The 25,712-nt window shown below is 57.2% G+C and carries 17 protein-coding genes, 2 tRNA genes and 3 rRNA genes; 7 read left to right on the plus strand and 15 right to left on the minus strand.

All coding sequences use genetic code 11. The features are described from left to right. Window positions 1–49: 49 nt before the first annotated feature. The 3 genes from HKK55_RS14095 to HKK55_RS14105 form a co-directional block, all read right to left on the minus strand. A complete protein-coding gene (locus tag HKK55_RS14095) occupies window positions 50–628 on the minus strand; it encodes a DUF4174 domain-containing protein (RefSeq protein WP_169357860.1) in 579 nt (192 codons plus the stop codon). 131 nt (window positions 629–759) lie between these two features. Next, a complete protein-coding gene (locus tag HKK55_RS14100; protein WP_169355245.1) occupies window positions 760–2,001 on the minus strand; it encodes an NAD(P)/FAD-dependent oxidoreductase in 1,242 nt (413 codons plus the stop codon). Then, window positions 1,998–2,630: a glutathione S-transferase family protein gene (locus HKK55_RS14105; protein ID WP_169355246.1), complete on the minus strand. Its 633-nt coding sequence runs from the start codon at window positions 2,628–2,630 to the stop codon at window positions 1,998–2,000. The genes HKK55_RS14100 and HKK55_RS14105 overlap by 4 nt, the downstream gene beginning before the upstream one ends. Window positions 2,631–2,700: 70 nt before the next feature. Here HKK55_RS14105 and HKK55_RS14110 point away from each other — a divergent pair, with 70 nt between their 5' ends. Continuing rightward, entirely contained in the window at window positions 2,701–2,952 is a 252-nt protein-coding gene (locus HKK55_RS14110; protein ID WP_169355247.1) for an AbrB/MazE/SpoVT family DNA-binding domain-containing protein, read from the plus strand. A 32-nt stretch (window positions 2,953–2,984) separates the two neighbouring features. Here the strand turns inward: HKK55_RS14110 and HKK55_RS14115 are convergent, their stop codons facing one another. Together HKK55_RS14115 and HKK55_RS14120 are read right to left on the minus strand one after the other, a co-directional pair. Beyond that, window positions 2,985–3,605, minus strand: a complete 621-nt coding sequence (locus HKK55_RS14115) for a GNAT family N-acetyltransferase (RefSeq protein ID WP_169355248.1) — start codon at window positions 3,603–3,605, stop codon at window positions 2,985–2,987. 71 nt (window positions 3,606–3,676) lie between these two features. Continuing rightward, entirely contained in the window at window positions 3,677–6,034 is a 2,358-nt protein-coding gene (locus HKK55_RS14120) for a DNA polymerase II (protein WP_169355249.1), read from the minus strand. A gap of 231 nt (window positions 6,035–6,265) precedes the next feature. On the opposite strand from HKK55_RS14120, the gene HKK55_RS14125 reads away from it, so the two are divergent. Further along, entirely contained in the window at window positions 6,266–8,497 is a 2,232-nt protein-coding gene (locus tag HKK55_RS14125; RefSeq protein ID WP_169355250.1) for a TonB-dependent siderophore receptor, read from the plus strand. A gap of 100 nt (window positions 8,498–8,597) precedes the next feature. Further along, on the plus strand, window positions 8,598–11,690 hold the full coding sequence (locus tag HKK55_RS14130; RefSeq protein WP_169355251.1) for an autotransporter outer membrane beta-barrel domain-containing protein: 3,093 nt from the start codon (window positions 8,598–8,600) through the stop codon (window positions 11,688–11,690). A gap of 13 nt (window positions 11,691–11,703) precedes the next feature. Here the strand turns inward: HKK55_RS14130 and HKK55_RS14135 are convergent, their stop codons facing one another. Beyond that, window positions 11,704–12,021, minus strand: coding sequence for a protealysin inhibitor emfourin (locus tag HKK55_RS14135; RefSeq protein ID WP_169355252.1), 318 nt, complete (start codon window positions 12,019–12,021; stop codon window positions 11,704–11,706). Window positions 12,022–12,031: 10 nt separating this feature from the next. Further along, the gene (locus HKK55_RS14140; protein ID WP_169355253.1) at window positions 12,032–13,075 is read right to left on the minus strand and encodes a M4 family metallopeptidase; all 1,044 of its coding nucleotides are present in this window, start codon (window positions 13,073–13,075) and stop codon (window positions 12,032–12,034) included. A gap of 142 nt (window positions 13,076–13,217) precedes the next feature. Here HKK55_RS14140 and HKK55_RS14145 point away from each other — a divergent pair, with 142 nt between their 5' ends. Further along, window positions 13,218–13,802: a hypothetical protein gene (locus tag HKK55_RS14145; RefSeq protein ID WP_169355254.1), complete on the plus strand. Its 585-nt coding sequence runs from the start codon at window positions 13,218–13,220 to the stop codon at window positions 13,800–13,802. Here HKK55_RS14145 and HKK55_RS14150 read toward each other — a convergent pair. Continuing rightward, window positions 13,799–14,260, minus strand: coding sequence for an SRPBCC family protein (locus HKK55_RS14150; protein WP_169355255.1), 462 nt, complete (start codon window positions 14,258–14,260; stop codon window positions 13,799–13,801). The genes HKK55_RS14145 and HKK55_RS14150 overlap by 4 nt on opposite strands. Before the next feature lie 130 nt (window positions 14,261–14,390). Here HKK55_RS14150 and HKK55_RS14155 point away from each other — a divergent pair, with 130 nt between their 5' ends. After that, window positions 14,391–14,801: a GFA family protein gene (locus HKK55_RS14155; protein ID WP_169355256.1), complete on the plus strand. Its 411-nt coding sequence runs from the start codon at window positions 14,391–14,393 to the stop codon at window positions 14,799–14,801. A gap of 21 nt (window positions 14,802–14,822) precedes the next feature. On the opposite strand, the gene mrdA is transcribed toward HKK55_RS14155, so the two are convergent. Continuing rightward, on the minus strand, window positions 14,823–16,715 hold the full coding sequence (gene mrdA / locus HKK55_RS14160; protein ID WP_169355257.1) for a penicillin-binding protein 2: 1,893 nt from the start codon (window positions 16,713–16,715) through the stop codon (window positions 14,823–14,825). 263 nt (window positions 16,716–16,978) lie between these two features. Here mrdA and HKK55_RS14165 point away from each other — a divergent pair, with 263 nt between their 5' ends. Beyond that, window positions 16,979–17,911: a TIGR03571 family LLM class oxidoreductase gene (locus tag HKK55_RS14165; RefSeq protein WP_169355258.1), complete on the plus strand. Its 933-nt coding sequence runs from the start codon at window positions 16,979–16,981 to the stop codon at window positions 17,909–17,911. Between the two features lie 11 nt (window positions 17,912–17,922). On the opposite strand, the gene HKK55_RS14170 is transcribed toward HKK55_RS14165, so the two are convergent. After that, on the minus strand, window positions 17,923–19,338 hold the full coding sequence (locus HKK55_RS14170; protein ID WP_169355259.1) for an aldehyde dehydrogenase family protein: 1,416 nt from the start codon (window positions 19,336–19,338) through the stop codon (window positions 17,923–17,925). Between the two features lie 102 nt (window positions 19,339–19,440). Here HKK55_RS14170 and HKK55_RS14175 point away from each other — a divergent pair, with 102 nt between their 5' ends. Then, on the plus strand, window positions 19,441–20,319 hold the full coding sequence (locus HKK55_RS14175; protein ID WP_169355260.1) for a LysR family transcriptional regulator: 879 nt from the start codon (window positions 19,441–19,443) through the stop codon (window positions 20,317–20,319). An 81-nt stretch (window positions 20,320–20,400) separates the two neighbouring features. Here HKK55_RS14175 and rrf read toward each other — a convergent pair. From rrf to HKK55_RS14200, 5 genes are all read right to left on the minus strand, one after another. Then, window positions 20,401–20,516: ribosomal RNA gene (gene rrf / locus HKK55_RS14180) — 5S ribosomal RNA — on the minus strand. Between the two features lie 144 nt (window positions 20,517–20,660). Further along, a 23S ribosomal RNA gene (locus tag HKK55_RS14185) occupies window positions 20,661–23,551 on the minus strand. Window positions 23,552–23,787: 236 nt separating this feature from the next. Continuing rightward, window positions 23,788–23,863, minus strand: a tRNA-Ala gene (locus HKK55_RS14190). 30 nt (window positions 23,864–23,893) lie between these two features. Then, window positions 23,894–23,970 (minus strand) — tRNA-Ile (locus HKK55_RS14195). Window positions 23,971–24,053: 83 nt separating this feature from the next. Continuing rightward, window positions 24,054–25,590, minus strand: a 16S ribosomal RNA gene (locus HKK55_RS14200). Together the 16S, 23S and 5S rRNA genes with 2 tRNA genes alongside form the textbook arrangement of a ribosomal RNA operon. Between the last annotated feature and the right edge of the window lie 122 nt (window positions 25,591–25,712).

The following is a 25,712-nucleotide window of genomic DNA, read 5'->3' on the forward strand; positions in this document are numbered from 1 at the left end:
GGTGACAGATAGCGCTTTAGAAGTGGTCCTTGACGCGTGTCATCAGTGCTCAATCATCCAGCTGTTGAGGCGCTGCCGATTTGCTTGCCTTGCCTGCCTTGGCACCCGCCTTGCCGGCTGGGGGCGCAGCGGGCTCTGCTACAGCCGGTGGAGCCAAGTCTTTCTCAGACTGGGGCATCTGGTCGACGGCGCTGAAGAAATCTGCCAGGTTGACGGTGTCCGGAGGCGTAGTCTTTTCGAGCTTTTTCTCGCCGTCCTTGCCAATCAAGATCACTTTGGTACCGCTGCCGGCTCCCAACTTGAGTGCGCGGATCAGTGCGTTGGTTTCAGGGGGGGCGAGTTTCTTGTTGTCCTTCGGGTCCTTGGCGATTTTCTCACCTTCGGCACCGATGCTCGTGAAGGATACGGTGTAGAGCACCATATTGCGGTCCTCGAAGGACTGCTTGTTGGCAGGCTCGTCCAAGGCTTTCCTGAGCGTGGCCAATGCAGGGTTACCGGAATCAAGCTCGACGACCACCAGCGGACGGGCTTTACCCACATCCTGCTTGAGCGGGTTGATATCATCGGCAGCCAACAGCGGCCCCGTAAAAGCCACCAAGGTAGCCAGGGTCAGCGACCGGATGAGCATGCGCACCTCCTTTGAATTCCATGCAGGGTTCTTGAGTTTCATGTCTGCGACAGTCAAATTCAAGGATGATTCCTACGAAGCTTTCAGAAAGCGTAGGTCAGGATGCCCGCGACGCAAGGGGCTGGGGCACGTCAGAGTTCATTGTTTCTTTTGATTGCACAGGCCCAGGCGGCCAGTTTTGCGCAGGCTTCCATGGCGATCTGCTCGTCCGTTTTAGCCGCGAAGTGCCGCTCCACCGCATCACCGGCAATCAATCCTGCAATCAACGGAGTGCCCAAGGCGTCAGTCAGGTCCAACCACTCACCCCAATTGGGCGGGGCGTCGTACCAACGCAGGTACCCGTCACCGGACGCCGGCCACCAGCGCCGCTCGAATTGCAGTACCACTTTTTCCAATCGACCCATCGTGAATGACTCAAGCGCCTGCCGATATGCCGCCGGCAGCGCGGGGGTGAAGCACAATTGTTTTAGCACGGGCACCGGCACGGTACAGATACAGGCATCGGCGGCGACCCCATTGATCTGAACGCCCTGCCCGTCCCAAGAGATCTGTTGTACCGGATGATTGAGGTGGATATTCAGACCATAGGCGGCATCATCCAGCAGTTGCCGATAGCCTTGGGGCAAAAACTGATCTCCATGGCCGACGCCTTCCTCGTCCAGCACTTGGGCTGACAACTGCGTCAAGGGTAGACCGGCTTCGAGGATCAGATTGGCGTCGACGGCAAAGGCGGCGGCGCGGCGATTGGCTGTGGTCAGGTTGCCCAGGTAGCGTTCAATGCTCAGCGCCAGCGGTTGACTCCGATCAATGGACTGCCTGAGTTGTTCATAGGCCAAGTTGATGTCCGGTAACGGGCCATCCCAGGCAGCCGCCAGAGGCTGGGAAAAATCCGTCGTTCGCCGTTGCAGGTTCAACTGCTCAGCTCGGCGCGCCAGAGGGTTACGCTCATACTGCTGCAACCAGGCGGCCCCCACGTCCACGGCATGGCCACCCAGGGCGGCGGTGTGCACCCGACCGCCGATGCGGTCCCGCGCCTCAAGCACCTGAACGTCCAGCCCCAGGGCCTGCAACGTGCTGGCGGCTGCCAGCCCGGCGAATCCCGCGCCAATGACGATGACTTTCCTCGCAGAGGTATCGGTCACTGCCGCTGCTGCGCGCAAGCCACTGTCCCAGGCGCTGTGGGTCATGGCCGAGTGGTCGTGGTTGAACGCCTCACCCGCGAGGAACAGGCGGCCATCAACAGGTGTCGAGAGCAAGCGGCGAAGGGCAATATCGCCACCGGGCAATAGCGCGCTATAGGCGCCCTGACTATAAGAGTCGTCGCACCAATGAGTAACATGCCAGGCAACAGGCGGTGAAATTTCCAGGGTCATTTCATCACCCTCTGTGACCAATGCCACGCAAACACTGGCGCCACACTCGGTTCAGCATCCACTCGCGCCAAAGTCCGGGCAAATTCGGATCGTGATTGTTGCAACGCATCCCGACCATCCGCCCAGCGAGAAACGGCCGCCGCCATGATTCCCAAGGCGTTCGGGTCGCCTGATGCGCTGAATAGTTGCTCGGCAAACTGATCGGCAAATATCTCCCAGGCCACGTGCAGGCGCCGACGAGCTCCGCTGACCAACTGCACTTGCAGCCCGTTGTCATCAACGTCCAGCCAACGTTGCGGATAGTCGATGATGCCAATTGCCGAGTAACAGTTGGCGGCGATATACACCAGCCCGCGAATGACTTGGGCGGGGTCTGCGGGCAATAGGCTTGAGGCGGGAAACGTCAGGCCGAGGTGAATCAATATCGCGGCGCTTTCCGTCAGCACACTGCCATCGGGCAATTGCAGGGTGGGAACCTGCTTGAGCGGATTGATCCTGGCCAGAGCCTCGCTGCCTTCCGTGTCTTCCCAGGAACTGGCATCAACCTGCCGCCACGCTACGCCGCAGCGTTGCAGGGCGATTTCGATCATGCACGAGCCGGTGCCTCGGATTCCGTAGAGGGTGTACACGCTATTGAGCCTCCTGGCAGGTAGTCGAGGTGTTAGGCTAGGACGTTCAATCGCTTAACGGAAGCCCAACATGCACAGCAAACAAGTGACCATCGAAGACTGGGACGGCGACGGTGCCATCCGCCTGCCGGATGAAGCCTTGCAGGAGCTTGGGCTGGACGTGGGCGATACGCTGTATATCGTCGAGACCTATATCGGTACGCAGAAGAGCTTTGTGCTGTCGACTACGCCGAAAATAGCGGACCGGATGGATGAGTTGGTAGAAGAGCTGACTGTGGCGAGGGAGCTTGCTCCCGTTGGGTCGCGGAGCGGCCCCCTTTAAGGTCGCCGCTCTGTTGCAAAAAGGTCTGAGGCTCAGGTTTCAGGGCTGCTACGCAGCCCAACGGGGACAAGCCCCCTCGCCACAAGTTTTGCCTGCAGCATTGCCTTCACCTGCGGCCATTCCGAATCGATGATGCTGAAGCGCACCGAGTTGCGCTTGCGGCCATCGGGCATGATCCGCTCATGGCGGACGATGCCTTCCTGGGTAGCGCCAATCCGTAGAATCGCCGCCCGGGATTTTTCATTCAGTTCGTCGGTGGTGAACTGCACCCGCACGCACTCCATCACCTCGAAGGCGTAGGTCAGCAACAGGAGCTTGGCTTCAGTGTTGATCGCGGATTTCTGCGTCGATTCGCTGAGCCAGGTGTGACCAATCTCCAGCTTGCGGTTGACCCGATCGACCTTCCAGAAGCGTGTGCTGCCCACCACTTGGCCCGTGTCGCGACGCACGATGGTGAACGGCATCACCGTGCCCGCATCGCGCCCGGCCAAGGCGACATCGATGTACTGTTCAACGGTATCGGGACCGGGGACGTTGGTCACCTTGAGGTTCCACAATTGCCCATCGGCGGCGGCGCATAGCAAGGCCGCCGAGTGTTCCCGTTGCAGGGGCTGGAGTTCGACCGTGGTGCCGGTCAGCGTGATGTCGGTCATAGGGAAGCTGCGTCGTATGGTGGTCGTCAGAGACCAAGATTGCAGGCTCTATGAACCTCAATGCAAGTCTTTCAGAACAGTCCCATCTGGCCACCAACCAAGGTGCCAAAATCATCATTCACGAACGGCAGGATCGCATCGGCCACCGGCTGCAATTGTCGGGTGACGTAGTGATCGTAATCAATCGGCGCCTGACGCACTTCCAAAGGCTCGGGACCGTTGACGGTGATCACGTAGCTGATCCAGCCGCCATTCTGGTACTGACGCGGGCGGCCCTGGCGGTCATTGTATTCATCTGCCAACCGCGCGGCGCGCACGTGAGGTGGAACGTTGCGCTCGTAGTCGCCCAACTGCCGGCGCAGGCGCTTGCGGTAGATCAGCAACTCATCGAACTCACCGCCCAGGGTGCGGCGCACGTAGTCGCGCACATAATCCTGGTGAGGTTGGCGGTGAAAGATCCGCTGGTAGAGCTCTTGCTGGAACTGCCGGGCCAGGGGCGACCAGTCGCTACGCACGGTTTCCAGGCCCTTGTAGATCATATCTTCGCTACCGTCGGCACGAGTGACCAGGCCGGCATAGCGCTTCTTGCTGCCCTCCTCCGCACCACGAATGGTCGGCATCAGGAAGCGGCTGAAGTGGGTTTCATATTGCAGCTCCAGGGCGCTGTGCAAGCCGAACTCATTGAGCAGGCGCTCGCGCCACCACTGGTTCACGTGCTGCACCAGGTCCAGGCCGATGCGCGTGGCGTCCTCTTGGGAATGGGCGCTGCCGAGCCAGACGAAGGTGGAGTCGGTGTCACCGTAAATCACTTCATACCCCTTGGCCTCAACCAGTTCGCGGGTCTGGCGCATGATCTGGTGGCCGCGCAAGGTGATGGACGACGCCAGGCGTGTGTCGAAGAACCGGCAACCACTGGAGCCGAGCACGCCATAGAAGGCGTTCATGATGATCTTCAGGGCCTGGGACAACGGCGCGTTGTGTTCACGCTTGGCCACTTCACGACCTTCTGAAACCCGGGCCACAATCGACGGCAGGCAATGTCGAGTGCGGGAAAAACGTGCACCGCGAAAACCTTCCACCGACTCGCTGTCGTCGGGGTGGCGCAGGCCTTCGATCAGGCCCACCGGGTCGATCAGGAAGCTGCGGATGATCGACGGGTAGAGACTTTTATAGTCCAGCACCAGCACCGATTCATAGAGTCCGGGACGCGAGTCCATGACAAACCCGCCGGGGCTGGCCTGGGGCGGTTTGTCGCCGAGGTTGGGCGCAACAAAGCCCTGGCGATGCATCAGCGGCATGTACAGGTGAGTGAAGGCCGCCACCGAGCCGCCGTTGCGGTCCGCCGGCAACCCGGTGACGCTGGCCCGCTCCAGAAGGAATTTGAGCAGGTCGGTCTTGGCGAAAATCCGCGTCACCAACTCACAGTCCTTGAGGTTGTAGCGCGCCAGCGCAGGCTTGTCCTCGGCGAACATGCGGTTGATTTCGTCCATGCGCTGGTACGGCGTAGAGATGGACTTGCCTTCGCCGAGCAAGGTCTGGGCGACGTTTTCCAGACTGAAGGATTCAAAGGTCCAAGTGGCCGAGCGCAGGGCTTCAATACCGTCGATAATCATCCGTCCTGCCGCAGCAGCGAAGTAGTGGTTACGACTACCGTGTTCGCGCCAGCCCATGGCATCACCGCCACGGCCCAACAGCAACGGCACGTTCAGGCGCTGGGCGTGCTCGTGGAGTACCCGCAGGTCGAACTGCACGAGATTCCAGCCGATGATTGCATCCGGATCATGGGTGGCAAGCCATTGGTTCAGGCGTTCGAGCAGTTGCCCGCAGGTGTCGCAGTAGTCGAGTTTGAAATCCACCGCATCGCTCTTGTTGGGCGGACCCAGCATGTACACCTGGCGCTCACCGCAGCCTTCCAGAGCAATGGAATACAGATCGCCCTGGGCAGTGGTCTCGATGTCCAGGGACACCAGTTTCAGCGGTGGGCGATAGTCGGGCGCGGGTTTCATCTGCGCGTCCAGCAGCATTCTGCCCTCGCCTGGCGTTCCGCCAAACCACACCGGCGCGGTGATAAAGCGTTCCATCATGTAGCGTTCGGGTGGGCGCACATCGCCTTCGTAGACGTCGACACCGGCTTTGCGCAGGCGCTTTTCCAGGTCCATCAATTGGCGATGCTGGCGGGTGTAGAGCCCCAACACCGGACGGTGATGGAAGTCGCACAAATCAAGGGGGCGCAGTTCAACGTCGCGCTCGCCCTTGAGCAGCAACTCGGCGGGCTTGCGGTGGACCGCCGGGATAAACATCACCGACGGCTGCACGGGTAGGCGGATATGTCGCGGGCCCTGATCGGTGGCCAGCCAAAAACTGACCTCGGTCCCCGCCGGGGTATCGCGCCAATGCCGGGTCAGGACAAAACCCTGCTGTAAATCCACCGTACCGCACCTCAAGAATCGCTTTCAGGGCGTGATTCTACTCGGCATCCCGCCAAACGCGGCACGTTAACGGAAATTTCCTGCACGCACGCAGACAGCAATCCGACAAACATGTTGCAAGGCATTAATAGTAATTATTATCATCTGCATCGGAGTCGTATTCGCGCAGTGAGGAAGCGCAACGTTGTTGCCCCTTTTCCTCACATTGACGGTACGCCGTCAGGATCGACCATGCCCACTTCTGCCCGACTCGCTGCGCCGTTTCGCCCCACCCTGCTCGCCCTTTGCTGCTCCCTGAGCTTCGCCGCTCACGCTGCCACTCCGCAACCCCCGCAGGATGCGAACACGAGCCAGGACAGCAACACGCTGGAGTTGGGCGCCACCAGCATCAGTGCGCCAGCCATCACCCCCAACGCCCTGCCCCCGGTGTATGCCGGAGGCCAGGTGGCTCGCGGCGGGCAACTGGGTGTGCTGGGTAATCAGGACATCATGGATGTGCCGTTCAGCATGTCTTCCTACACCGAAAAGCTGATACGCGACCAACAGGCCGAAACCATTGGCGACGTGTTGCTCAACGACTCATCCGTGCGCCAGGCGTCGGGCTATGCCAACCAGGCCCAGGTCTTTGTGATCCGTGGCTTGCCCCTCAATGGCGACGACATTTCCTATAACGGCCTGTATGGCATCCTGCCGCGTCAGATTATGTCCACCGACGCACTGGAACGGGTTGAAGTGTTCAAGGGCCCCAACGCCTTTATCAACGGCGTGACACCCACCGGCTCCGGTATCGGCGGCGGCGTGAACCTGCAACCCAAGCGCGCCGATGATGTGCCCTTGCGCCGGTTCAGCACCGATATCAGCAGTGATGGGCGCGTGGGTCAGCATCTGGATATCGGCCAGCGCTTTGGTGAGGACAATCGGTTTGGGGCGCGGGTGAACCTGTCCCAACGTGAAGGCGACACGGGCATCGATGATGAAAACCAGCGTTCGAAACTGTTTGCCGTAGGGCTGGATTATCGCGGTGATGCACTGCGCCTGTCGGGGGACTTTGTCTACCAGAAGCAGCGGGTCAATGGCGGGCGTAACTCGGTGTTCCTCGGTACCGCGACCGAGGTGCCTAAAGTACCCTCGGCGGATACCAACTACGCGCCACAATGGGGTGCCACTGACATCGAAGACACCTTCGGCATGCTGCGCGGCGAGTACGACCTCAACGACAACTGGACAGCCTATCTCGCCGCTGGCGCCAAGCACACCAAGGAAAATGGCCGCTACTCCTCAGTGACCCTGACCGACAACCTGGGCAACGCCAACGTCACCGGCTCGCGCATCGCCCACCAGGAGGACAACACCAGCGCCATGGCCGGCCTGAACGGCAAGTTCCAGACCGGGCCGGTGAGCCACAAGCTAAACGTCGGGCTGACCGGTATCTGGACTCAGGCCCGCAACGCCTACGACTTTGACCTGACCAAACACGCCAGTAATATTTACAACCCGTCCGATGTCCCTGAGCCCAAACCGGGTGGTTTCAAGGGCGGCGACCTGGGCGATCCGGGCATCACCGCCAAGACCTTCGTGCGCAGTGCGGCGGTGTCCGACACCCTCGGCTTCATGGATGATCGGTTGCTGATCACCGCAGGTGTACGACGCCAGGAAATGGTGGTCCAGGGCTACGCCTATGGCACCGGTACCCGCACCGCCAACTACGACGCGTCGATCACCACCCCGGTGTACGGCATCGTGTTCAAACCGTGGGACCACGTGTCCCTCTACGCCAACCGCATCGAAGGTTTGGCCAAGGGTCCGACATCGCCGGTGTCGGCCGGCGGATTCAAGGTCACGAACGGCAACCAGACCTACGCACCGGCACGTTCGAAACAGCTGGAAGCCGGCGTCAAAGTCGATATGGGCACCTACGGCGCCACCTTGGGTGTGTACCGTATCGAACAACCTAGCGATGGGTATTCGTTGATTAACGCCGCAGGCACTTCGGCGACCTATGTGCGCGAAGGCAAGCAAATCAACAAAGGCGTGGAACTCAACATCTTCGGCGAACCGCTGGATGGCTTGCGCCTGCTGGGCGGCGTGACGGTCATGGACACCGAACTCAAAGACACGCAAAACGGCACCAACGACGGCAACCGTGCTATCGGTGTACCGACCTTTCAGCTCAATGCTGGCGTGGATTGGGACGTGCCCGGCCTGCAAGGCGTAACCCTCAACGGCCGCATGTTGCGTACCGGCGGGCAATATGCCGATGCGGCCAACAACCTCAGCCTGCCAACCTGGAACCGCTTCGACATGGGCGCACGGTACAACTTCAAAGTGGCTCAACGTGATGTGACGGTGGGTGCCACGGTGGAGAACGTGGCCAACAAGAAGTATTGGGAGTCAGCGCTGGGTGGGTATTTGAGCCAGGGTGAACCGCGGGTGGCGAAATTGTCGGCGACCATCGATTTCTGATTGCTGCATCTGTTACCAGCGCACCTAATTGCCGAGGTGGGCTGGCAATATCAAAGCGCCATATAGGAAGATAGCGTTATACGAGAAAAGGACTTCCAGCATGTCGTTTACGCCCCGCCGTCTTGCCCTGCATATTTCATTGATCGTTTCCGGCGTTTGGTTTTCCCAGGCCAGCCAAGCACAAATCGAAATTCGTACACCGACTATTGCTGCTCAATCCATGGGCAGTGGCGGCAATATGGACCCCAGTCTATGGGTCAGAGACGCTGGCCGTATCAACGCCGTGGAGACTGCCGTCGAAATACGCAAGGTCCCGTTCTGGAGCCCCAGTATTCGTATCAATAACGACGGCCAGATTGTCTCCTCTGCCGCGGCGGCAATTGCCACTCCTGGCGTCCATAACGGCTACGGCTCTTACTCCATCAACAATACCGCTGGCGCGTTAATTCAAGGCGAAAATGATGCCATTCGGATCAGTGCAGACCTGAAAAACGACGGCGAGATCAATCTCAAGAACAGCGGTACGATCCGGGCGTTGAACGGACAAGCCCTGGACTTCAGCTCCGTAGTGGGAGAACGCGCCCGCACGACTATCGAGAACCAAAAGGGCGCGGTTATTCGGGCTGATGCCGGCGACGGTGTCCGTACCGGCTCTCATGCGCGCCTCACCAACGATGGGGAAATATCCACCGGCGACTCCCGAAGCGCTGCAGATAGGTTCGACGGTATCAACACCGGCTCTGCAATCGATACACGAATCTCCAATTCAGGCCTGATCTCGGGTGGGCGCAATGGTGTTTCAGGGGATCATATCGACCTGAGTAACGCAGGCACGATCATCGGGCGTAACGGTGCCGGTGCCGTATCCGTGAGCGACGGTAGTTTTTTCAACAATAATGGCACGATCACTGGCGGGCAGGATGGCCGACAAACCAACGTTGATGGCGACGGCGTACGGATTGGTGGCATTGCCAATGTCAGCAACAGACAAGGCACTATACAAGGCACCGGATCCAGCGGCGTGGACAAGAACGGTCGAGCCAATACCAGCGAAGGTGTGTCGATTGGCGGCGGTTACGTATTCAACGGCGCCGCCCCAACCCGTGGAGAAACACCGGGAATCATCATAGGAGCCAACAACGGCATTCTGGTCAGTGATGGCCAGGGTGGTTCAGCGGTGGCCGCTACAACCTTGAGGACCTATGGTGTTATCCGTGGGCTCGACGGTTTTGGTGTGAAGTTCATCGGCGACTTTGATGATCAGGTTGTCAATGGTGGCCTGATCAGTGGCGCCAATGGTGTTGCCCTTGATCTGGGAGGTGGCAACGATACCTTGACGCTGAACAAGGGTGCCATTTTTGAGGGGTTGGTGGACGGAGGAACGGGTCATAACACAATGATTCTGGAAGCCTACCAATACCCTTATTATTATCCCGGCCAAACACCTGATGGAACCGTGGGCGATACCCGTAATTTTGAGTCATTGCAGGTCCGTAACGGTTATTGGGTGCTCAATGGCCAAGGTGATTTCAGCCAGGGCGCCCAGGTGTTCAACCGTGCACTGCTGGATAACCAAGGGGGTATCGCCGGTACTGTGGTGGTTGACCAGGGTGGCGAGTACCAAGGCCGTGGATCGGTCGGCAACTTGATCATCAACGGCCAACTGACCACCAACATCCAAGTAGGAGCACCGCAGGTCAACGGCAACCTGACGATGGCACCCGGTGCTACGTTCTATTTTGCTACCAATGCGGACGGCAGCACCGCGACAACCCATGTGACCGGCAATGCCAGTCTCAATGGCGCTCGCTTTTCGCTGAACACCGGCAGCGACTTCAACTACCCGTGGCACAGTCGCTACACAGTACTTGAGGCTGGCAGCATCACCGGAACCTTCGATGATTCCGAGCTCCGTTACTATGCCTTTCTGACCCCAAAACTCAGCTACGAAGCCAACAGGGTAGACCTGAGTTACACCCGCAACGACGTGAATTTCACGGAGTACGCCCGCACTGCCAACGGTGCCCGAGCGGTTCAGAGCATCGAGTCAATCAGTTGGAGATATCGGGATGATATATACGGTCCATATCCGCCGTTTTTTTGGCAACCAAACCCGCTGAACGACGCCCTGCTCAACACCTCAGAAGCCACCGCCAGCGCCGCCATCGAAGCCCTGGCCGGTAGCAGTAACGCCAACCTCAGCAGCGCCACCCTGACGGCCAGCTCCCTGGTCGGCACCTCAATGCTGTCCGCCATGCGCCAGATGGGCAACGGAGCAGGCTTGCTGGTGGGGCTTGAGTCGACACAAACCCCGGAGCTGGCAGCCACGGGCGTACCGAGCGGCGCACGCAACCTCAATGACCCGAGTGCACGTGGCCGCGTCTGGCTGCAGGGCATAGGCAGCTATGGCAAGCTCGACAGTCAACACGGCAGCGACGGCATGCAGCAGCGGACTCAAGGCAGCTTGCTGGGGGTTGATTGGTCGTTATCGCCAACCTGGCGCCTGGGTGTAGTGGGCGGTTATTCGAAGACCGACCTGGACAGCCATAACGTCGATAACAAGCTGCGCAGCTGGCACGTCGGTGGGTATGCCGTGCGCCAGGACGGTCCGGTGGCCCTGCGCCTGGGTGCCGCCTACAGCCATCATGCCGGCGATAACAAGCGCACGGTCGAGTTCGAAGGTTTCAGCGACAAGCCAAAAGGCAATTACGACGCCGACAGCCAACAAGCATTTGCCGAACTGGGCTATGCCTTGGGCAGCGGGCGTTTCAACATCGAGCCGTTTACCAACCTGGGTTATCAGCGTTATCACCGCGACAGTTTCACCGAAAAAGGCGGCATTGCGTCACTCAAGGTCGATGCCCAGACCCAGGACAACTTCAGCAGCACCTTCGGCATGCGCCTGGCGCATCTGAGCCAACTGGACAACGGCATCAGCCTTACACCGCGAGCCAGCCTTGGCTGGCGGCATGTGTATGGCAACGTCGACAGTGAAACCCGCCAGGCGTTTGTGGTGGGTGGGGATGCATTCAACGTCGAAGGCAGCGCGCTGGATCGCGATAGCCTGATGGTTGGAGCAGGGCTGGATGTCGGCTTGTCTGCACGGCATACCCTGAGCGTCGGCTACAACGGTGAGTTGGGTAGCAATAGCCGCAATCACGCAGTGGTCGGGCAGTGGCAGATGAGTTTCTGAGGTCTCGGAAACCTCAGGACACTAACCCTTTGTCCCACAACCGCACTAATTCTCCAGGTGCCCGGTCTTCCGGCACCTGGAGCATCAGTTGGTCATCGCGGTCATCCTGGCGAAAGCGCACTTCAATCTGATAGAAGCGCTGGTCGCCCCGCCCCGACTCGGATGAGGTCAACGGCAGGCAGCCCTTCAGCAGGCTGCAAATCTGCTCGCGCTCATCCGGGTTGTATTGGGCAAATTCGATTTCACGGGGCCGACTCAACATCGCCGTCACGCCGCCCTGGCGGGAAAGCCGGACGGTGGCGTCGCTGCCCAAGGGTGGCAGTTCTTTCATTGCATTCTCCTCATGCCAGATTCACACCCACACCCGCCCAGGCTTTCTGTACAGCCTTGCCCTGGGCGACGCCAAAACGTTCACGGGCGTGCTCGACGGTCAGTGTGGCAAACGCCTGGAAATCAGCATCGTTATCCAGGCGCTTATCGCACACAGTGTCATACCAGATCTGCCCCGCCTGCACCCAGGCTGAGCCGCCCAGGGCGATGGCGCCCAAATAAAACGCGCGGTTGGGGATGCCGGAATTCAGGTGTACTCCGCCGTTATCATCCTGGGTCACGACAAAGTCACGCATATGCGCCGGTTGCGGGTCCTTGCCCAGGACCGGGTCGTCATAGGCAGTGCCGGGGTGGGACATGGAGCGCAGTCCCTTACCCTTGACCTTGTCGGTGAGTAAATCGGCCCCGATCAGCCAATCGGCCTGTTCGGCAGTCTGCTTGAGGACGTATTGCTTGGTAAGGATACCGAATACGTCAGAGACCGATTCATTGAGGGCCCCGGACTGGTTGCGATAGACCAGGCCCGCCTCGCTCTCGGTGATGCCGTGCGCCAACTCATGAGCCACGACATCCAGGGACCGGGTGAAGCGCTGGAACACCTCACCATCACCGTCACCAAAGACCATCTGCGCGCCATTCCAGAAGGCGTTGTCGTAGCCTTCGCCGTAGTGCACGGTGCCCACCAGGGCCAGGCCTCGGTTATCGATGGAGTCGCGCCCGTAGACCTGCCAGAAAAAGTCGTGAGTGGCACCCAGTGCGTCATAGGCCTCGTCCACCGCCGTATCGCCGCTGGCGCGCTGGCCCTCGGCCCGCGCCAAGGCACCGGGCAGGACAGTCAGGTGTTGAGCATCGTAGATATGTCGTTGCAACGTGCCGGGTACGGTTTTCTCTGCTGCCGCCCCCGCCACCGATACAAGCCCCGGATTGGGTAACAGCTGGCGAACATGGGTCAAGGTATTCAGCGCCCGAGAGCGCTGCCACTCGGACCCATGATCTATCAAACGATGAAGAATGTACGGCGGAATGAATCCCGGATATTGACCTTGACGGGGCATGCGCGTTCTCCTTGTCGGACGGCTGTCGATACTGTTGTGATCGAGTTTGGCGCCAGAGGTTCGTTTTCGTCCGGTGGGGTGAGGTTGCGTATCGGTGACTCACCACTAGACTGAGGGCTCCTCTCACATGGAAGTCCGTTCAATGAAAGCATTTCGCTCCTTGCGCCAGGCCGTTGCCGTGGCGATTCTCATGTCCACTGGCGGCCTTGCCCACGCTGCTGATATTCCTCTGTCCAAGAGCCTGGAAGCCGACGAAGTGACCACTAAGGTGTTGGCCGTGGATGCGGTCAATCACCAAGTCGTGCTGGAAGGCGCCGAAGGTCGTGAGGTGCATGTGCAACTCCGCGATCAGGCCAAGGATTTGGGCAATTTGAAGGTCGGTGATCAGGTCAAGGTGCTGGTGACTCATTCGGTGGCCGCCGTGCTGGACACCGACGTGGATAAAAGCGCGCCGGACGCCAGCGAGAAGACCGGAGTGCTTCGTGCCACCGCCGACAACCCGAACCCCGGCGGCGCAGCGTTCCGTCAGGTGCAGGTACAGCTGAAAATCACCCATATTGACCTGAAGAAGAACCAGGTCACCCTGGAAAATCCTGCGGGCGTCTCGAAAGTGCTGACGGTGGAAAAACCGGAAATTCGTGCCGGCCTCAAAGACCTCAAGGTCGGGCAAAGTGTGTTGGTGACCTACACCGATACGCTGGAGATCACCACGGCTCACGAGGGCTAAGGGGATTTGGTCAGGTGAACCTCGATGTTGTTCATCTGCTCGTCCCAGCCGCGAGAGTTCATCTTGAAGGCTTTCTCGCGACGCGCCTGAGGGATCGCGAGAAAACCTGACTCGACCACCCGAAGCAAGGTGCCTTCGGTGTGGTCTTCGAGGGCGAACTCCACCAGAGTCGGAGTCTCCGAGTCATAGTCGATCCCCTCTTCTATCGCGTAAGGGTGCCAACTGAAAGAGAACAGCTTTTGCGGTTCAAGCCGTTCGATTCTTGCATTCCATTTAACATGCTCGTAGCCCGGGAATGTGATCTGGGCTGCAATTGCCTCGCCTGCTACAAACTGTTTTCCCTTAAGGTCAATTCCGAACCAACTGCCAAATTGCTCGGCCTCGATCAGCGCTTGCCAGACCCGTTCGTGCGGGGCTTTGAGCAGGACTTTTCGTTCAATGCGATCATGTACGTCCATAAGTCACCTCCTTCATTGACAGTAGGCCACATCGACCAATGCGCAACCTTTCAGTACCACATCACGGTACGAAACTATCGGCGTGCAAGGTAGATTGATTGGCCACTTTTCATTCAGACAAGGCTGATACATGAACGATCCACGGAAACCGCTCCATGGCAGTTGCTTTTGCAAGGGCGTGCGTTACCAGGTGGACCGCCTGGACATGCCCATCAGCCACTGCCATTGCCACAGTTGCCGCAAAGTCCATGCCGCGGCGTTCGTCGCCACGGCAGGCGTCATGCGCGAGCACTTTCGCTGGACTCAAGGCGCAGAGCTTTTATCGTCCTTCGAATCGTCACCGGGAAAGCTCAGGCATTTCTGCTCGCAGTGCGGCTCGCACCTGATGGCTGAACGCAAGCATCAGCCCCATGTGATTGTGCGGGTTGCAACACTGGATGACGATCCTGGAGAGCAGCCGACGTGCCACATCTGGACGTCCCATGATGTGCCGTGGCTGTCTTACGAAGGGCTGGAGCAGTGGGAGGAGTGGAAGGCATGAACGAGTTCATGCCTTCGCGCATCAGACGTGGGGATCGCCCGGTGCTTTACTCGGGGTTGCGTATTGCGGCTTCAAATGGCCGTCCTGGTCCAGCAACCACGCGTCCATGATCTGCCGTACAACCGGACCCGCTACACGACCACCCGCCTCACCGTTTTCGATCATCACGGAGATCACGATTCTGGGATGTTCCGCCGGGGCGAAACCGACGAACAAGGCGTTGTCTCGGTTGCGCTCCGAGGTCTTCAAACGGTTGTAGCGTTCCCCCTGCTTGATCGCCACCACTTGCGCGGTGCCGCTCTTGCCGGCAATGCGGTATTGCGCGCCTGCGGCGGCGGCCCGGGCAATGCCCCGTGGGTCGTGCATCACCAATTGCATGCCGTGGTTGACCTGTTCCCAGCCACGCGGGTCCTTGAGGACAACGTTAGGCATCGGGTTCTCATCCACCGGTGGCACACCATTGATAGTCTTGGCCAGGTGCGGCCGGTTCCATACGCCTTTATTGGCAATCAGCGCGGTGGCCTGGGCCAGTTGCAGCGGCGTGACCTGCATGTAGCCCTGGCCAATGCCGAGGATCACGGTTTCCCCCGGGAACCAGGGCTGGCGCCGAGTGGCGCGCTTCCAGGCCTGGGACGGCATCAAGCCCGCTGACTCCTCGAACATGTCCAGGGAGACTTTCTGGCCGAGGCCAAACTCAGCCAGGTAGTCGTGCAGGCGATCGATACCCAGCTTGTGGGCCAAGTCATAGAAGTAGGTGTCGTTGGAACGCATGATCGCCGCGTCCATGTCCACCCAGCCGTCGCCGCTGTGGTTCCAGTTACGGTATTTGTGATCGAAGTCCGGGAGCTGGTAATAACCGGGGTCAAATACACGGGTCTGGGCGGTGACGACACCGCTGTCGAGCCCGGCGATTGCCACTTCCGGTTTGATGGTCGAGCCCGGCGCGTAAAGCCCGCGCAGGACCCGGTTGAACAGCGGCCGATCAATGGAGTCGTGCAGCGCGGCGTATTCCTTGAAGCTGATCCCGGTGACGAACAGGTTCGGGTCAAAGCTCGGCTTGCTGACCATCGCCAAGACTTCGCCAGTCTCCGGATCAAGGGCGACCACTGAGCCTCGGCGATCCCCCAAGGCTTCTTCGGCGGCTTCCTGGAGCTTGACGTCCAGGCTGAGGACTATGTTTTTGCCGGGGATCGGATCGGTATGCTTGAGCACCCGCAAAACCCTGCCTTGGGCGTTGGTCTCGACCTCTTCATAGCCCACGTGGCCATGCAGTTCCGACTCGTAGAAACGCTCAATACCGGTCTTGCCGATGGACTGCGTGCCACGGTACTCCACCGAATCGAGGGCTTTGGATTCTTTCTCGTTGATGCGGCCGACGTAACCAATGGAGTGGGCAAAGTGCGCCCCCAGCGGGTAATGACGGACGAACTGCGGTTCAACGTCCACCCCGGGAAGGCGGAACTGGTTGACGGCCAGCAAGGCGATCTGCTCTTCGGTCAGTTCATAGAACAGCGTTACAGGCACGAAAGGATGTCGGGCCTGTTTCATGGCCTTGTCGAACAAGGCCCGGTCTTCAGCAGGCAGGTGCAAGAGGCTGATGATCGAGTCGAGTTCGCCCTTGAGGTCTGACGCGCGCTCGCGGGTGATGATCAGGTTGTAGCTCGGCCGGTTATCCGCGAGCACCACGCCATTGCGGTCGTAGATCAGGCCACGAGTAGGCGTAATGGGCAGGACGTGGACCCGGTTGTTTTCGGAAATGGTGGAGTGATAGTCAAACTCCACCACCTGCAGGAAATACATGCGCCCTACCAGGGCACAGGTAATGCCGATCACAAGCAGCGCACAGGCCAGCAGCCGCTTATTGACCAGACGGTTTTCTTTTTCGTGATCTTTGATCGGTATCGGTTCAGGCATTTCTACAGCATCTCGTTGAATAAGGTCGACGCCGCTTCCTGCGGACGAACAATCAGTCCCTGTGAAAATGTGCTGCACCATACCAAAAATGCGGAAACACTTTGCATCGATTTCCCCAATGGCAATCTTTCCGGGTCTATTCGTGCTTTTTTATCAAAATTATTGTTCCTATTCGTGCATTTTTCTCCATCTCAGCTCTCTGGATACTTGACGCATTCATTCATAGAACCGCCTTGCCCTGTACAAGGCGCTGGAGGCCTTTTATGCACCCTCGTTTTCAACGATTGTTGGGTACCCGCCAATTTTCCATCGGCCTGGAACTGCCTCTGGACAATGATTGGTCCGCCGACGGTCAACGTTCACGCTTGAAGGAAGATCGCCCGTTCGGCGTACCGGACCTTAAGCAGCATGCGCAACTGGCCCGACTCGCCGACAGTAGTGGCTTTAAAGCATTATGGGTACGGGATGTGCCGGTGTATGACCCAAACTTTGGCGATGCCGCTCAGGTCTTCGAAACCTTTTCCTACCTGGGTTACCTGGCAGGGATTACACAAAACATTATGCTGGGTACCGCTGCGGTGGTGCTGCCCTTGCGTCAACCCTGGCTGACGCTGAAAGCTGCCAACAGCGTCGACGAGCTGAGCGATGGACGTCTGCTCCTCGGCGTGGCGAGTGGCGACCGGCCGATGGAGTACCCGCTGTTCGGTGTGGACTACGCGCAGCGCGGAGAAAGCTTTCGCAACACGGTTGAGTTATTACAAAGCCAGGGGCATGGTCGCCTGCCGGAAGGCGCCCGCCTGCTGCCCGAGCGCGAAGTACCTGTGCCGCTGCTGGTAGCCGGATTGGGCCAACAGTCTGCGGCCTGGATAGGGAAACATATGGACGGGTGGCTGGCCTACCCAGGTACGCCAGAAGAACATCATCACCGTGTGGACATTTGGCGGGATGTGAGTGGCGATAAACCTTACATAACATTTCTACATCTGGACCTGGAGGCTAACCCGCATGCACCGATGAAGCGTGTGCGTTTCGGCGGACGCAGTGGCCGTCTGGGGTTGATTGATGAGTTACAGGCCCTTAAAGCAGCGGGCGTCCAGCATGTCGGGTTACATCTGCGCCGTAGTGAACGGCCCGTGGCAGAAGTGATCAGCGAGTTGGCCGAACACGTCCTGCCCAGGTTTCATGACCCGCTTTGATTCGGCGACCCTCAGGAAAGAATCGACTTGGGCTCCAGAAAAGCTTCCAGACCAAAAGTACCGTATTCACGGCCAATACCCGATTGCTTGAAACCGCCAAACGGTGCCCGGGGCTCATGGGCAAGGGTATTGATCAAGACTCGGCCTGCGTCAATGCGACTGGCCAGTTTCCGTGCGCGGGCAGGATCGGATGACAAGATATATGCCTGGAGGCCGTAAGGTGTGTCATTGGCAATGCTAATGGCTTCTTCCTCATTGGCGTAAGTAATGATGGACAACACCGGACCGAAGATTTCCTCACGGGCAATGGTCATTTGATTCGTCACACGACTGAACACGGTTGGCCTTACGAACCAACCGGCCTTAATCCCCTCCGGTAAGCCGGGCCCGCCCACCACCAGATGAGCGCCCTCTTCGATCCCAAGCTGGATATAGCGCTGGACCCGCTCCCACTGCTTGAGACTGACCATGGGGCCCACGCTAGTATCCGGATCTCGGGGGTCACCTGCCCGCACCTTGGCCAACTCTTCGATCATCAGCGTTTCAACTTCAGCCAAGCGCTGCTCGGGTACCAGAATTCGAGTGCCGGCAATACAAGCCTGACCGCTGTTCATGAAACCGGCCTGGATGGCCATGGGCACGGCGGCACTGAGGTCTGCATCTTCGAGGATCAACACCGGGGATTTACCGCCCAACTCCAGGGTAACGCGCTTCAAGGTCTGCGCCCCGGAACCCAGAATGCTCTTGCCGATTGCGGTAGATCCCGTGAATGAGACTTTCGCAATGTCCGGATGTGAACTTAAGACGACTCCGACGGTTTCACCACGGCCGGTGACAATATTGAAGACGCCTGGCGGTAATCCGGCTTTGTGGAGGGCACGGGTCACAATGGCTGTCTGAAGCGCGCTCATTTCGCTTGGCTTGATCACCGCTGTACAACCGGCAGCCAACGCCGCGGCCAGCTTTCCGCAGATGAAACCGGCGTTGCTGTTCCAAGGCGTAATCAATCCGGCAACACCTAGCGGCTGCATGACCACTTCGGCGATGCCAATACGCCGGGAGAACGTATATTCCTCAAGCACGACAGCGGCATCCTCCAGGACGCCGGCCGCGTGCTTGGCCATCCATCGGGCGCGGGAGATGGGGGCACCGTACTCTTCAATGATTGCTTCAGTCAGCTCATCTTCTACGGATTGAATGGCTGCATGCATATGTCTGAGGTGAGTGACGCGCAGACTTTTTGTACTGCGGGAGAACTCGGGGAAGGCTTGTTTCGCTGCGGCAATTGCACCCTTGGCGTCCAATTCGTCTGCCAATCTGACCTGGCCAATGCTCTGACCCGTAGCCGGATTGAACAGCTCGAAAAGCTCTTCTCCGTGAGGTGTCACAAAGGCGCCGTTGATGTACACGTGGTCGATATGATGCATAGATCCTCCAGGAGCGTTCAGCTAGTGAGTCCTACGGTAAATCACTATGATTGAGCTGATAAGTCGGATAAGTCGACATGAGTTCATGAGTAATCCAGGACAATGAACAAAACCGGACTGAACGAACTGGAAGCGGTGATGGCGGTAGCCCGTCATCGTAGTTTTCGTGCTGCGGCTACGGAGTTGAATGTGTCAACCTCTGCGCTGAGTCACTCCGTTGCGGCGCTCGAAGCGCGTATGGGGGTTCGCTTGTTCAACCGAACTACGCGCAGTGTGTCGTTATCCGAGGTGGGCGCAGAGTTTATCGGTACCATTACTCCGGCACTTGCGACCATTCGTATGGCTCTGGAGCAGGCGGGTAATCATCACTCAGAACCCACAGGGACCTTGCGTCTGGGCGCAGCAAAACAGATCATGCCGCTGCTGCTGGAGTACTTGCAGCGTTATCCGCAGATGAAACTGGATATCGTCACTGAAGGGCGCCTGATAGATATCATTGCGCAAGGGTTTGATGCAGGGATTCGTCTCGGTGACAGCGTTCCCCAAGACATGATCGCGGTAGATATCAGTCCGGCACAGCGGTTTGCGGTATTGGGCAGCCCGGATTATTTTGCCAGGCACCCTGTCCCCTTTAGCCCATTAGACCTGCGCAAGCACCAATGTATTCGCAGCAGAATGCCAAGCGGGGCAATCTATCGGTGGGAGTTCGAGCGTCACGGCGAAACACTTGCCGTAGATGTGCAAGGCGCATTAACACTTGATAATCCAACCTTGATGCTTGAAGCAGCCAGGGCGGGGCTTGGGTTGACCTACCTTACGGAATGGAATGCTGCGGTAGATTTGGCCACAGGGAGCTTGGTGCGAGTCCTGAAAGATTGGACGCCGGCGTTAGACAAGTTATGTCTTTATTACCCAGGTAGACGTCATGTGCCAGCTGGATTGAGAGCACTGATTGAACTGATCAGGGAGCAGAGCTTTTAAAAACAGCTCGCTGCTTCTGAACTTTTCGACCGCGCAAAACAAAACCCCATCTGCTTTCGCAAATGGGGTTTCGGAATTTAATCTTGACGATGACCTACTCTCACATGGGGAAACCCCACACTACCATCGGCGATGCATCGTTTCACTACTGAGTTCGGGATGGGATCAGGTGGTTCCAATGCTCTATGGTCGTCAAGAAATTCGGGTACTGAGTCGCGGCCTGTTGGCCTCGCTTCAGCAAATTAGGTATGTAATAGATTTGTGTGTTACGCAAACTTTCGGTTTGTATCGTCTTCACACACCGCAATCTGGCCTTTCGACGCAAATTGCTTGGGTGTTATATGGTCAAGCCTCACGGGCAATTAGTATTGGTTAGCTCAACGCCTCACAGCGCTTACACACCCAACCTATCAACGTCGTAGTCTTCGACGGCCCTTCAGGGGACTCAAGGTCCCAGTGAGATCTCATCTTGAGGCTAGTTTCCCGCTTAGATGCTTTCAGCGGTTATCTATTCCGAACATAGCTACCCGGCAATGCCACTGGCGTGACAACCGGAACACCAGAGGTTCGTCCACTCCGGTCCTCTCGTACTAGGAGCAGCCCCTCTCAAATCTCAAACGTCCACGGCAGATAGGGACCGAACTGTCTCACGACGTTCTAAACCCAGCTCGCGTACCACTTTAAATGGCGAACAGCCATACCCTTGGGACCGGCTTCAGCCCCAGGATGTGATGAGCCGACATCGAGGTGCCAAACACCGCCGTCGATATGAACTCTTGGGCGGTATCAGCCTGTTATCCCCGGAGTACCTTTTATCCGTTGAGCGATGGCCCTTCCATACAGAACCACCGGATCACTAAGACCTACTTTCGTACCTGCTCGACGTGTCTGTCTCGCAGTCAAGCGCGCTTTTGCCTTTATACTCTACGACCGATTTCCGACCGGTCTGAGCGCACCTTCGTACTCCTCCGTTACTCTTTAGGAGGAGACCGCCCCAGTCAAACTACCCACCATACACTGTCCTCGATCCGGATAACGGACCTGAGTTAGAACCTCAAAGTTGCCAGGGTGGTATTTCAAGGTTGGCTCCACGCGAACTGGCGTCCACGCTTCAAAGCCTCCCACCTATCCTACACAAGCAAATTCAAAGTCCAGTGCAAAGCTATAGTAAAGGTTCACGGGGTCTTTCCGTCTAGCCGCGGATACACTGCATCTTCACAGCGATTTCAATTTCACTGAGTCTCGGGTGGAGACAGCGCCGCCATCGTTACGCCATTCGTGCAGGTCGGAACTTACCCGACAAGGAATTTCGCTACCTTAGGACCGTTATAGTTACGGCCGCCGTTTACCGGGGCTTCGATCAAGAGCTTCGCGTTAGCTAACCCCATCAATTAACCTTCCGGCACCGGGCAGGCGTCACACCCTATACGTCCACTTTCGTGTTTGCAGAGTGCTGTGTTTTTAATAAACAGTCGCAGCGGCCTGGTATCTTCGACCGGCATGGGCTTACGGAGCAAGTCCTTCACCCTCACCGGCGCACCTTCTCCCGAAGTTACGGTGCCATTTTGCCTAGTTCCTTCACCCGAGTTCTCTCAAGCGCCTTGGTATTCTCTACCCAACCACCTGTGTCGGTTTGGGGTACGGTTCCTGGTTACCTGAAGCTTAGAAGCTTTTCTTGGAAGCATGGCATCAACCACTTCGTTACCTAAAAGGTAACTCGTCATCAGCTCTCGGCCTTAGAATCCCGGATTTACCTAAGATTCCAGCCTACCACCTTAAACTTGGACAACCAACGCCAAGCTGGCCTAGCCTTCTCCGTCCCTCCATCGCAATAACCAGAAGTACAGGAATATTAACCTGTTTTCCATCGACTACGCTTTTCAGCCTCGCCTTAGGGACCGACTAACCCTGCGTCGATTAACGTTGCGCAGGAAACCTTGGTCTTTCGGCGTGGGTGTTTTTCACACCCATTGTCGTTACTCATGTCAGCATTCGCACTTCTGATACCTCCAGCAAGCTTCTCAACTCACCTTCACAGGCTTACAGAACGCTCCTCTACCGCATCACTTACGTGATACCCGTAGCTTCGGTGTATGGTTTGAGCCCCGTTACATCTTCCGCGCAGGCCGACTCGACTAGTGAGCTATTACGCTTTCTTTAAAGGGTGGCTGCTTCTAAGCCAACCTCCTAGCTGTCTAAGCCTTCCCACATCGTTTCCCACTTAACCATAACTTTGGGACCTTAGCTGACGGTCTGGGTTGTTTCCCTTTTCACGACGGACGTTAGCACCCGCCGTGTGTCTCCCATGCTCGGCACTTGTAGGTATTCGGAGTTTGCATCGGTTTGGTAAGTCGGGATGACCCCCTAGCCGAAACAGTGCTCTACCCCTACAGTGATACATGAGGCGCTACCTAAATAGCTTTCGAGGAGAACCAGCTATCTCCGAGCTTGATTAGCCTTTCACTCCGATCCACAGGTCATCCGCTAACTTTTCAACGGTAGTCGGTTCGGTCCTCCAGTTAGTGTTACCCAACCTTCAACCTGCCCATGGATAGATCGCCCGGTTTCGGGTCTATTCCCAGCGACTAGACGCCCTATTAAGACTCGCTTTCGCTACGCCTCCCCTATTCGGTTAAGCTCGCCACTGAAAATAAGTCGCTGACCCATTATACAAAAGGTACGCAGTCACCCAACAAAGTGGGCTCCCACTGCTTGTACGCATACGGTTTCAGGATCTATTTCACTCCCCTCTCCGGGGTTCTTTTCGCCTTTCCCTCACGGTACTAGTTCACTATCGGTCAGTCAGTAGTATTTAGCCTTGGAGGATGGTCCCCCCATATTCAGACAAAGTTTCTCGTGCTCCGTCCTACTCGATTTCATGACTAAGAGATTTTCGCGTACAGGGCTATCACCCACTATGGCCGCACTTTCCAGAGCGTTCCGCTAATCTCAAAGCCACTTAAGGGCTAGTCCCCGTTCGCTCGCCACTACTAAGGGAATCTCGGTTGATTTCTTTTCCTCAGGGTACTTAGATGTTTCAGTTCCCCTGGTTCGCCTCTTACGCCTATGTATTCAGCGTAAGATAACCATCTTATGATGGCTGGGTTCCCCCATTCAGACATCTCCGGATCAAAGTCTGTTTGCCGACTCCCCGAAGCTTTTCGCAGGCTACCACGTCTTTCATCGCCTCTGACTGCCAAGGCATCCACCGTATGCGCTTCTTCACTTGACCATATAACCCCAAGCAATCTGGTTATACTGTGAAGACAACATTCGCCGAAAATTCGCAATTTAACTCACAAATTTTACCTTAGCCTGATCCGTTACCAGTGAAAGTAACGTTCAGTCTATCTTTCTATCACATACCCAAATTTTTAAAGAACGATCTAATCAAAGACTAGAAATCAACATTCACCATCATCACGATGGAATGCTCATTTCTAAGCTTTACATGACAGAAGCAGTTAGTGGTGGAGCCAAACGGGATCGAACCGTTGACCTCCTGCGTGCAAGGCAGGCGCTCTCCCAGCTGAGCTATGGCCCCGTATTTCTACAGGCGTTTCCCACACAAAATTGGTGGGTCTGGGCAGATTCGAACTGCCGACCTCACCCTTATCAGGGGTGCGCTCTAACCAACTGAGCTACAGACCCAATTTCGGGCTGCTTCTTTATCGTCTTCTTCAATGAATCAAGCAATTCGTGTGGGAACTTATGGAGCAGCTGATGTCGTCGATTAAGGAGGTGATCCAGCCGCAGGTTCCCCTACGGCTACCTTGTTACGACTTCACCCCAGTCATGAATCACACCGTGGTAACCGTCCTCCCGAAGGTTAGACTAGCTACTTCTGGTGCAACCCACTCCCATGGTGTGACGGGCGGTGTGTACAAGGCCCGGGAACGTATTCACCGCGACATTCTGATTCGCGATTACTAGCGATTCCGACTTCACGCAGTCGAGTTGCAGACTGCGATCCGGACTACGATCGGTTTTGTGGGATTAGCTCCACCTCGCGGCTTGGCAACCCTCTGTACCGACCATTGTAGCACGTGTGTAGCCCAGGCCGTAAGGGCCATGATGACTTGACGTCATCCCCACCTTCCTCCGGTTTGTCACCGGCAGTCTCCTTAGAGTGCCCACCATTACGTGCTGGTAACTAAGGACAAGGGTTGCGCTCGTTACGGGACTTAACCCAACATCTCACGACACGAGCTGACGACAGCCATGCAGCACCTGTCTCAATGTTCCCGAAGGCACCAATCTATCTCTAGAAAGTTCATTGGATGTCAAGGCCTGGTAAGGTTCTTCGCGTTGCTTCGAATTAAACCACATGCTCCACCGCTTGTGCGGGCCCCCGTCAATTCATTTGAGTTTTAACCTTGCGGCCGTACTCCCCAGGCGGTCAACTTAATGCGTTAGCTGCGCCACTAAGAGCTCAAGGCTCCCAACGGCTAGTTGACATCGTTTACGGCGTGGACTACCAGGGTATCTAATCCTGTTTGCTCCCCACGCTTTCGCACCTCAGTGTCAGTATCAGTCCAGGTGGTCGCCTTCGCCACTGGTGTTCCTTCCTATATCTACGCATTTCACCGCTACACAGGAAATTCCACCACCCTCTACCATACTCTAGCTCGTCAGTTTTGAATGCAGTTCCCAGGTTGAGCCCGGGGATTTCACATCCAACTTAACGAACCACCTACGCGCGCTTTACGCCCAGTAATTCCGATTAACGCTTGCACCCTCTGTATTACCGCGGCTGCTGGCACAGAGTTAGCCGGTGCTTATTCTGTCGGTAACGTCAAAACAGCAAAGTATTAATTTACTGCCCTTCCTCCCAACTTAAAGTGCTTTACAATCCGAAGACCTTCTTCACACACGCGGCATGGCTGGATCAGGCTTTCGCCCATTGTCCAATATTCCCCACTGCTGCCTCCCGTAGGAGTCTGGACCGTGTCTCAGTTCCAGTGTGACTGATCATCCTCTCAGACCAGTTACGGATCGTAGCCTTGGTGAGCCATTACCTCACCAACTAGCTAATCCGACCTAGGCTCATCTGATAGCGCAAGGCCCGAAGGTCCCCTGCTTTCTCCCGTAGGACGTATGCGGTATTAGCGTCCGTTTCCGAACGTTATCCCCCACTACCAGGCAGATTCCTAGGCATTACTCACCCGTCCGCCGCTCTCAAGAGAAGCAAGCTTCTCTCTACCGCTCGACTTGCATGTGTTAGGCCTGCCGCCAGCGTTCAATCTGAGCCATGATCAAACTCTTCAGTTCAAACATCTTTGGGTTTTTAAGAAACCCTAAACTTGGCTCAGCAATCGTTGGTTACATCTTTGATTTCTCGCGGAGTAACTTGTGATGCTGATAATCTTGTTGACTATCAGTCTGACTCCACA

It is taken from the genome of Pseudomonas sp. ADAK18 (assembly GCF_012935695.1).
In the GTDB taxonomy this organism is placed as follows: domain Bacteria; phylum Pseudomonadota; class Gammaproteobacteria; order Pseudomonadales; family Pseudomonadaceae; genus Aquipseudomonas.

What these genes read in the sequence shown, in the direction of transcription:
- HKK55_RS14110 (WP_169355247.1), top strand. Translation starts at nt 2,701, where the DNA reads ATGCACAGCAAACAAGTGACCATCGAAGACTGGGACGGCGACGGTGCC.
- HKK55_RS14140 (WP_169355253.1), bottom strand. Translation starts at nt 13,075, where the DNA reads ATGCCCCGTCAAGGTCAATATCCGGGATTCATTCCGCCGTACATTCTT.
- HKK55_RS14095 (WP_169357860.1), bottom strand. Translation starts at nt 628, where the DNA reads ATGCTCATCCGGTCGCTGACCCTGGCTACCTTGGTGGCTTTTACGGGG.
- HKK55_RS14100 (WP_169355245.1), bottom strand. Translation starts at nt 2,001, where the DNA reads ATGACCCTGGAAATTTCACCGCCTGTTGCCTGGCATGTTACTCATTGG.
- HKK55_RS14135 (WP_169355252.1), bottom strand. Translation starts at nt 12,021, where the DNA reads ATGAAAGAACTGCCACCCTTGGGCAGCGACGCCACCGTCCGGCTTTCC.
- HKK55_RS14115 (WP_169355248.1), bottom strand. Translation starts at nt 3,605, where the DNA reads ATGACCGACATCACGCTGACCGGCACCACGGTCGAACTCCAGCCCCTG.
- HKK55_RS14125 (WP_169355250.1), top strand. Translation starts at nt 6,266, where the DNA reads ATGCCCACTTCTGCCCGACTCGCTGCGCCGTTTCGCCCCACCCTGCTC.
- HKK55_RS14155 (WP_169355256.1), top strand. Translation starts at nt 14,391, where the DNA reads ATGAACGATCCACGGAAACCGCTCCATGGCAGTTGCTTTTGCAAGGGC.
- HKK55_RS14150 (WP_169355255.1), bottom strand. Translation starts at nt 14,260, where the DNA reads ATGGACGTACATGATCGCATTGAACGAAAAGTCCTGCTCAAAGCCCCG.
- HKK55_RS14145 (WP_169355254.1), top strand. Translation starts at nt 13,218, where the DNA reads ATGAAAGCATTTCGCTCCTTGCGCCAGGCCGTTGCCGTGGCGATTCTC.
- HKK55_RS14130 (WP_169355251.1), top strand. Translation starts at nt 8,598, where the DNA reads ATGTCGTTTACGCCCCGCCGTCTTGCCCTGCATATTTCATTGATCGTT.
- HKK55_RS14170 (WP_169355259.1), bottom strand. Translation starts at nt 19,338, where the DNA reads ATGCATCATATCGACCACGTGTACATCAACGGCGCCTTTGTGACACCT.
- mrdA (WP_169355257.1), bottom strand. Translation starts at nt 16,715, where the DNA reads ATGCCTGAACCGATACCGATCAAAGATCACGAAAAAGAAAACCGTCTG.
- HKK55_RS14175 (WP_169355260.1), top strand. Translation starts at nt 19,441, where the DNA reads ATGAACAAAACCGGACTGAACGAACTGGAAGCGGTGATGGCGGTAGCC.
- HKK55_RS14165 (WP_169355258.1), top strand. Translation starts at nt 16,979, where the DNA reads ATGCACCCTCGTTTTCAACGATTGTTGGGTACCCGCCAATTTTCCATC.